At 58.1% G+C, this 8,644-nt stretch carries 5 protein-coding genes and 1 pseudogene; 5 read left to right on the top strand and 1 reads right to left on the bottom strand.

Annotation, left to right across the window (positions count from 1 at the left end; genetic code table 11):
• The first annotated feature begins 61 nt into the window (after positions 1-61).
• From BW967_RS05645 to BW967_RS05625, 5 genes are all read left to right on the top strand, one after another.
• A complete protein-coding gene (locus BW967_RS05645) occupies positions 62-388 on the top strand; it encodes a DUF3467 domain-containing protein (RefSeq protein ID WP_076484087.1) in 327 nt (108 codons plus the stop codon).
• Positions 389-534: 146 nt separating this feature from the next.
• Positions 535-2,247: an efflux RND transporter periplasmic adaptor subunit gene (locus BW967_RS05640; RefSeq protein WP_175610420.1), complete on the top strand. Its 1,713-nt coding sequence runs from the start codon at positions 535-537 to the stop codon at positions 2,245-2,247.
• The gene (locus tag BW967_RS05635) at positions 2,247-4,409 is read left to right on the top strand and encodes a hypothetical protein (RefSeq protein ID WP_139327800.1); all 2,163 of its coding nucleotides are present in this window, start codon (positions 2,247-2,249) and stop codon (positions 4,407-4,409) included. The genes BW967_RS05640 and BW967_RS05635 overlap by 1 nt, the downstream gene beginning before the upstream one ends.
• A 133-nt stretch (positions 4,410-4,542) precedes the next feature.
• Positions 4,543-6,378, top strand: coding sequence for a preprotein translocase subunit SecA (locus BW967_RS05630; protein ID WP_175610419.1), 1,836 nt, complete (start codon positions 4,543-4,545; stop codon positions 6,376-6,378).
• Positions 6,347-7,069 carry an efflux RND transporter periplasmic adaptor subunit gene (locus BW967_RS05625; protein ID WP_083951974.1) on the top strand — a complete coding sequence of 241 codons (723 nt, stop codon included), beginning with the start codon at positions 6,347-6,349 and terminating at the stop codon, positions 7,067-7,069. Before BW967_RS05630 ends, BW967_RS05625 begins: the two co-directional genes overlap by 32 nt.
• 177 nt (positions 7,070-7,246) lie before the next feature.
• Here the strand turns inward: BW967_RS05625 and BW967_RS05620 are convergent.
• Positions 7,247-7,414, bottom strand: a pseudogene (locus BW967_RS05620) (IS3 family transposase); the annotation flags it as partial.
• Between the last annotated feature and the right edge of the window lie 1,230 nt (positions 7,415-8,644).

Below are 8,644 nucleotides of genomic sequence, written 5' to 3'. Positions count from 1 at the left end.
TGGCCTGCGTGTCGTGGGATAACCAGCAAGATTAAACAAAAGACAAGGATAGGAACCAAGAATGGCAAATGAGGCTAATCAGGCGGCGGGACGTAAAACGGTTGTGTTCCGCGATGGCAATATGCGCACCAGCTATTGCAACGTCGTGAACGTCGCCGCGACCTCTGAGGAATTTGCGCTTTTGATCGGCACTGGCCGCTCTTGGCATGGCAAGGGGGATGAGTTTGAAGTGGATCTCAATGATCGCGTGATCATGACCCCGCAGACCGCAAAACGCCTTGCTGCAATGCTCGTGAATGCCATTGCCCAACACGAGCAACGCTACGGCACCATTGATGCGTCTGCACAACCGCCGTCGCCGGAAACCAACACTGCGGTGCAAAACTAATCGGGTGCCTTTGGGGGCATCTGTGAAAGATACGGCCTAGGATGGAGCAAACAGCTTCGAGCCCGCATGATGAGAAGGGTCCGGAGGCGCAAAGCCCTGATCTTCTCAAACGGTTACAAAGTTGGTGTGAAGACTTGCAGAAACGGTTGCCTGGCCTCGTTGAGGTCGGGCTTCTGCGTCTGGATGGAGAAAGCGCGGGGCGTATCGCTGCCGTGCCTGAAACCATGCCAATGGAGCGGATTGGCTATCGCGAAGCCGTCGCGCGCATGCGCGCCACCAATGTGGCGGTTTTGGTGCCCTTGGACCGACCTGAAGATGGCATCGCAGAAGCGATTGCGATGCCCGTCAAAGGGCCGGGATTAGACACGCCTGTCGTTTTGCTCGTGGGTGTGGGCGAGATGCCGGCGTCCCGGCTTCAGCTTTTGATCGCTCAGCTTGAGACCTCGCTCGGTTGGGTGATGCATCACCTGACGCTTGATACGATGGCGCAGACAAAACGGGAAATGGCGATCTATGATCAAGCATTTCTGCTCTGCGCCGAAATGCTGGATACCGAGACCCCCTTAGAGGCGCGTCAGACGATGGCGTCTCTTTGTGCCAAAGACCTTGGCTGTGACCGTGTTGTCCTTGTTCGGCAAGGTGTCTTGGGGCTCAAGATCGAAGCGATTTCTGGGGAAACCCGTTTTGATCGCAAATCGCGGATCAACGATCTCACGCGTCAGGCGGCGCATGAGGCGCAGTTGCGGCGTGCGCCCGTGCGCTGGAACCGTGGTGATCAGAATAAAACCTCGATCATTGGTCGTTTGGCGGAAATGCATGGGGATGCCGTTGCGATGGCGGTGCCGCTGACGAATGCCAAAGGGGACATCGACGAGGTTGTCGTTCTGCATTGGGCGCGCGCAGACAAGGTGCCGGACCTGAAGGCATGGTCCGTGCTTTGGACGCTTTCTCGTCCGATCCTTGAACAAAAAGACCTCGCGGCACGGAGCACATTCGCGCGCAACTATCATGCGGCCAAGCTGTGGTTGAAACGCTTGTTCGGGCCGCGGGCGTTTAGGCTTAAACTGATCGTTTCTGTCTCTTTGATCGCGCTCTTTGCGATTTTCTTCGTGAAGATTGAGAACACGCTGCGGGCCGATGTTGTCATTGATGATCCCGACCTTCGGGTGATGAGCGCGCCTATGGATGGTTTTATCGAGGGGGTGTTCGTCATTCCCGGCGATATGGTCACCGTTGGCCAGCCTCTTGTTCAGCTTGAAGATGATGAAATCAAACTGCGGATTGCGGAGCTTGAGGCGCAGATTGCGCGCCACACTGCACGGGCCGCAGTCGCACGGGCAAATCGCGACAGGGCAGAAGCCGCAGTGGCCGATGCCGAGCGGAGCGAGGCGGAAGCGCGGCTTTCCCTTGCGCAGCGTGAGTTAGAGCAGACGGTCATTGTCGCGCGCACGGCGGGGCTCGTGCTCGAAGGGGATTTGCGTCAGCGCCTTGGGGCGCGCGTGACTTTTGGTGAGGAGCTTTTACGGATCGCCCCACGGCAAGGCATTGAACTCCAGCTATCGGTGCGCAACCGCGACGGGGATCGTTTGGCCGAGGGGCTGACGGGGCAGGTGCGTTTGGATGCGGCGCCTGAAGTGCCGCTGACGGTTGGGGTGACGCGGATCAAGCCCGGTGCCGAGACCATTGACGGCGAACTTCGCTTTGTCGCGTTTGGGGAGTTGCGCTCGGTTTCGTCAAACATCGAAAACGGGATGCAGGGAACGGCGCGGTTGTCTTTGGGCAAGGCGCCAATCTACGAAGTTTGGCTCAAACCCATTGCCGAGACCATCTATATGTTCCTCTGGCGCTGGATGCCCTAATGGCGCGTGTCCAGCTTCACAGTGAAGACTGGTATCGGGTTTCGGCCCTGTGTCCGCGGCTGAGACCTCAGGTCGATGTGGCGCTGCATGACTATCGCGGAAAGCCTTGGTATGTGCTGACCGATAAATCCTCGGGCAGGACATTCCGGGTCCACGCCGATGATTTCGAGATTTTGCGCCGTTTCGATGGGCAAACCCGGATTGATCAGATTTGGAATGACATCGCGTGGAGCCACAAACGCGATCTTCCCCCGCAGGATGAATTTCTCGAACTCTTATCCCGTCTTTATGAAGCAGGTGTTGTGGCCGTTGATGCGGTGCCGCGTGCGGCACAGTTGGCGAAAGGCCAAACAGAGAAATCCCGCGAATGGATCGCGCGGTTTCTGAAATCGCCGGTGTCACAAAAGATCGCGCTCTGGAACCCTTCGGCGGTTTTGGAAACCGAAGCCGTGACCGCATTCGCGCATTTTGTGTTCGGCCCAATTGGGTTTTTGCTTTGGGCGATTGCGGTGATCTGGGGCGGGTTTACCGCTTTGTCCTATTGGACACCCTTGACGGCGAACCTTGGTGACAGGGTTCTTGACCCGGGCAATCTGCTCATCATGGCCTGCGTTTATCCTGCGGTGAAACTGATCCACGAACTGGGGCACGCTTTGGCTGTGCGTCGCTTCGGCGGAACTGTGACCCAAGTGGGCGTGATGTTTCTTGTCTTCGTGCCGATGCCTTATGTTGATGCCTCTCAGGCCAATGCCTTTCGCTCACATGGCGCGCGCGCCTTGGTCACGGCGGCAGGCATTTTGGCCGAGTTTGCGATTGCAGGTGTCGCGATGATCCTTTGGGCCGAGGCGGACCCGGGGCTCTGGCGGGCGATCCTGTTCAACACGATCTTGCTGTGCACGATCTCGACGATCTTTTTCAACGGCAACCCGCTTTTGCGGTTTGATGCGTATTACGTGGTGAGTGACCTGACACGAACCCCCGGCTTGGCCACGCGCGGACAGACGTTGATGGGCCGTATCGGCAAGCGCCTTTTGGGGATTGATCCGGGGCCGGATACCGAAACAGGGGGCACGCTCGAACGGGTGTGGCTTTTGTTCTATGCGGTCGCTTCGGGCATTTACCGGGTGGTTATTGTCTTTTCCATCGCCTTTGGTCTGGCGGATATGCTGGGAATGGCGGGGCAGATTTTGGGTGTTTGGGTGATCATCGGTGGGTTAATTTGGCCAAACCTTAAATCTCTTCGGACGCTTTCAACCTCGCCGGAGACGTTGAAGCGGAAATGGACAGTGATGCAACGCACCTCGGCTCTTATTGCCCTGTTTGTTCTTGTGATTGCAGTGATCCCGCTGCCGCTGCGCACAACGGTTTCTGCTGTGATTGCACCAAGCCCGAATGCGGCCGTTTACGCGCGCGCAGAAGGATTTGTCGAAGAGCTATCGGTCACCGAGGGCACGGTTCTTGCGGTGGGGGATCCGATTATGCTGCTTGACCGTGAGGCTATGCGCACAGAACTTGAGGCGCTTGAGGCGCGGCAACTCGCGACAGAGGCACGTTTGCGGGCCGCGCAGGATGCAAACGAAATCCCCTTGGTCGATGCGATTCAAACCGAATTGAGCGCAATCGCGGACGGTTTGCAGCAACTTCAGGCGCAGATTGCGGCGATAAACATCACGGCGGAGCGGGCAGGGGAGTGGATGCCTGCTTTGCGACCTGTCGCGCTTGGAATGATGGTGACCCGAGGTCAGCAACTCGGTTGGATCATTGGCCCTGATGACCGACGGATTGTCGCTCAAATTCCGCAGGCGAACGGCCCAGCGGTGCGGTCCGGGATAACGGGCGCGCGGATCATGGTGTCGGCTGGCGATGTCCGGCAGATTGATGCTCAGGATATTAGCGTTCGCTCTGATGCGAGCCGTGTTTTGCCAGATCCGCTGTTGGCGGACCGGATGGGCGGGCCGATCATGACCGATCTAGAAAGCCCTGATGATCAGTTTTACGCACTCAATCCCGCTTTCAATCTGGTGATTGAGGTTCCGCTAGAGGATTTGGCGATTGGGCGGGTGGTTCAGTTGAAACTGTCCCATCCACCGACATCTTTGTTCAACCGGTATTGGCCGCGCGTTGTGACGGCTGTGGGGGCGCGCTTTGGTCCTGGCGCCTGATATCCCTGCGCCGCGTGATGCGCTGTCTCTGTTCCCGCCTGAGCGGGAAATCTTGGCGAGCGAAAAGCGGGAATGGGGTTTGTTGAACCGATGGCGCAAGCTCCGGTTTCGCACCAAAAGATCGCGGCTCAGCTTGGTTGAACGGGTCACCACGGCCCGTGGTTCGCTGGCCGATCTGTCCCCCGATGACTTGCGCGACCAAGCCCGTGCGGCTGGCATAGCCTTGGCGTCTGGCCCGGTGACGCTCCGTAAATTGGCGGCCGTGATGACGGTCGTGGATGAGGCGCTGTTCCGGGCGCGCGGGTTCCGGTTTCACGATACGCAATTGCAGGCGGGTTTGCTGCTCTCGACCGGGCATTTCGCGGAGATGGCGACCGGTGAGGGGAAAACACTCACCGCAACGCTGCCTGTTGCGGTTCATGGTTTGGCCGGCTGTGGGGCGCATGTGGTGACCGTGAACGATTATCTCGCACAACGCGATGCCGAGGAAGTCACCCCTATCTTGGAGCAATTGGGCCTAAGCGTCGGCTGCGCCATTCACGATATGGAGCCTGCCGCCAAAAAGCAGGCCTACGGTTGTGATGTCACCTACTGCGCGAACAAAGAACTGGTGTTCGATTATTTGCGCGAACGCGCCCGTGTTGAGCGGGCCTCCCCCTTGGCCTATCGGTTGCAGCTTGCGGGGATTGGTCGGGTTTTTGAACAGAGCGGGCCCTTGGTGCATCGCCTCGATTTTGTGCTGATTGATGAAGCGGATTCGGTGCTGATCGACGAGGCAAATATCCCGCTGATTTTGACCGAACCTGTCGATGATACCTTGTCACAAGCTTTCGTGGGGCAAGCGATAGACTTGGTGGCGACCGCGTCAGAGGACGTTTGGGAAGCACCCGATGCTTTGGGGTATCGTGGCTTGCGGCCCGAGGCATTGATCCGATTGATCCGGGAAATCCCCGATGCCGCGCCTGAATGGAAGTCACTCGCCATCGCGGAAGAGATGATCTCCAAAGCGCGTATGGCGCAGGACCGTTTCACCAAAGATGTCCACTATATCGTGGAAGAGGATAAAATCGTTCTGGTCGATCCGCAGACGGGGCGCCCGACACCCGACCGCACGCTGCCTTGGGGTGTTCAGCAGGTCATCGAATACCGCGAAGGTCTTGAGGTCAGTTCAAACCGCGCTGTGATTGCGAAGCAGAGTTTCCAAAACTTTTTCCGCAGGTATCACAAGCTTGCGGGGATGAGCGGCACGATCAAAGAGGTCCGCCGAGAATTGTCCGGAACCTATGCAACGCCCATCGCCAAGGTGCCAACCCATCGCCCCGTTCAGCGGAAAATGCTGGAGCGGCACGTCTTTGAGACCACAGCGGAGAAGCTGGACTGGGCAATTGCGCGCGCCGACCGGATGGCTGCGGAGGGGCGCGCTATTTTGATCGGCGTGTCCAGTGTTCTTCTTTCCGAGCAGGTCAGCGATGCCTTGACCGCAGTGGGGCGGCCGCATGACGTTCTCAACGCGCGACGTTTGGAAGAAGAGGCAGAGATCGTCGCGACGGCAGGCCAAGCCGGTCGTGTGACGGTTGTGACCAACATGGCAGGCCGTGGAACAGATATTAAGTTGCCGCAGGGGGTTAAGGATGCTGGCGGGCTGCATGTCATCATCCTTGATGCGCTCGATACCAGCCGCTTGGAACGCCAGCTGTTCGGGCGTGCGGGGCGTCAGGGCGACCCCGGCAGCTACGATATTGCGCATGCGCTAGATGAGCCCGAATTGAAGCGGATTATCGGAAAAACAATGCGCAAGGGGATCAGTCGGATACTGTCTCTATCAAAGCCCTTGGCGGTGCGTGTGCATTTCCCCTACGTTGAGTGGCGACGGAACCGGCTGGAAAAACATCGCCGCAATCGGCGGCTGAAACTCCTTAAGAGCGAGGAAAAACGGAATGAGCTGTTGGCATTTACGCGTGCGGACTAGTGTTTTACTCGCGTTTCTGGCCTCTCCTTTAGCGGCTCAAGAAGGGGAGAGCGGATATTGTTTGCTGGCCCCGATCAAAGATACCAACCTCTCTTTTTCCGGGCGTGAGTTGGTCAAGGAGGTTGTGGTTCAATTAGGCCAAGAGGTTCATGCGGGCGATATCGTCATGCGTTTGGACGGGGCTGGGATGCCGGCGCGCTACGAGCGCAGCCTTGCAGAACTCCGGCAAGCCGAGCGTGCGATGGAGCGGGCCGAAATGCTGGGCCGTGTGATGATCGCCGAAGAGCGCGACCGGCGGGAAACAGACCTCGCTGTCAAGGCCGCCTCTGCCCGCGAGATGGAGCTTGAACTCGAGCGCCTCAATCTACGTGCCCCGCATGATGGGATTGTTGTATCTATCGCCGTCCAAGAGGGCGAGATGCTGGAAGACACCGCCGCGATGCGGATCGTTGATTTGTCTCAACTTCTGGTCGAAATCGATGTCCCGTCAGAGCGTTTTGGTCAATTTGATGCGGGCCAAGAGGTGAAGATCCGCACCGAGAGCGGCGCGATTGTTTCCGCCACGGTGGTGTTCGCGGATCCTATCATTGATCTGGCAAGTAAGTCGTTTCGCGTGAATGCTGTTCTCGAAAACACGGATCGTGAATTCGTGGCCGGGACGAGTTGTATGTTGGTTTCCACTTTGAAGTGATGGCGGCAGACCGCGGCCCGAAGGTGTCGCAATGCGCCAAGGTGATAGGGGGGGGCGGACCTCTCCGAGAAAGTGCCTTGGGGTAGGGACTGCGCCGAGTCGCCATGGTGGGATAAATCATGGTGCAGGGGCAGGCTATGAACCGCCCCGGGTTTGCCGGAGGCTTATTTGGGTTAGTTACGCGGCCATGGCTTCAGCTTCCAGAGCTTCGTAGAAATTGGCCTCTGCTTCTGCCGGCGGGATGTTCCCAATTGGTTCAAGCAGGCGACGGTTGTTGAACCAATCCACCCATTCGAGCGTTGCGTATTCCACGGCTTCGAAGTTGCGCCAAGGGCCGCGGCGGTGAGCGCCGCATCGCGAACCAGTTCCGCCCAAATAAGGGCGAAATAGCTCTCCTCCTCTTCATTCGCTTCAGATGTCCACCTTTTGTGCAACCTAATGGCCGCAGTCACGAGCCCTCTCGCGACTAAGTATTCGCCGAAGCTTTTGTGAATGAATTCGAACCCGGCGTCGGGGCCATCGATCGGGCGCGCATGGGTTTGAAGGATAACGCTGTCCATATCGGGCACCTGCGGCCCAGACGCGCCTTTGAAAAGATGCCGCGCATGGCGCTTGCAAACCGCGTCGAAGGTGGCTTCTGTCCCGGCTCGTCCATTGCCGCGCCATGCGGCGATGCCAAGGGCTTCCATGAGATGGAAGAATTGGTCTTCACTCCATGCACGCGGGTTATTCGGCTTTTCCGCGTTTCTACGGTAAACCTTGGCGAGAATATCCTCGTAGACCAAGTTCCGGTTTTCTGCGGCCTCCTTCCATTGTTCGCCGCAATAGTCTGAAAGGATGAGCAGGTGCAGAAGCAGGGGCTCGACATTCAGATCGGAAAGGCTTTCATCCGTGACCGCCTTTGGCGTCGGGGCGATTTCGCCCTGCGCTTTGGCCCAGTTGAGCCAGTATGCGGGGCGCTGGTCGCGTGTGAGGTTCGATGGGAGTCTGGATAGGTCAGGGAATTCGCATTTATCACGTCGCTCATCAGGTGAGCTGTAACGTGGAGGCTTTAGGTCATCTTGAGTAAGTTTCCGGATAGGCGCGACGTTGAGCAAAAGATGCATCGGGATATCCGCCTCTCGCATTCCCGACTGGATGGCGGCGTTGCGCCCAAGCACCAGTGCGCGAAGCCAAGTGCCCTCGGCGTTTTGCGTAATCAGCATTTGCCGGACGCTGAGGATAAACTTGCGGGTCAGTTCTGCCGCATGATCGCCCACGAAGCTGAGTTCATCGAGCCCGTCAAAAATCAAAAGCAACGGGCGGTTTTCGTCGCTGGCCCATTGAAGCGCATTGTCGGGGAGCCCCGGCGTCCCTTCTGTCACCTTTGAAGGGGGCCGCCTTTTCAGGTAGCTCGTGAGGTCGCTCAGGAGTTCCCCTGTCATCGAGCGCATGTGCTGTAGCTCGACGAAGATAACCCTATAACGCTCACGCAGGATGGACTCGGAAGCGAAGACTTTGGCGAAAGAGGATTTGCCCGAGCCGGGGCCGCCCGCGATGAGGCGCAAAGTGTTCATCCCCTTCGCATCGTCGGTG

It is taken from the genome of Rhodobacter aestuarii (genome assembly GCF_900156655.1).
Taxonomy (GTDB): domain Bacteria; phylum Pseudomonadota; class Alphaproteobacteria; order Rhodobacterales; family Rhodobacteraceae; genus Rhodobacter; species Rhodobacter aestuarii.
The sequence above is the reverse complement of the archived record's forward strand: the minus strand, read 5'-3'. Positions and strand labels throughout refer to the sequence as shown.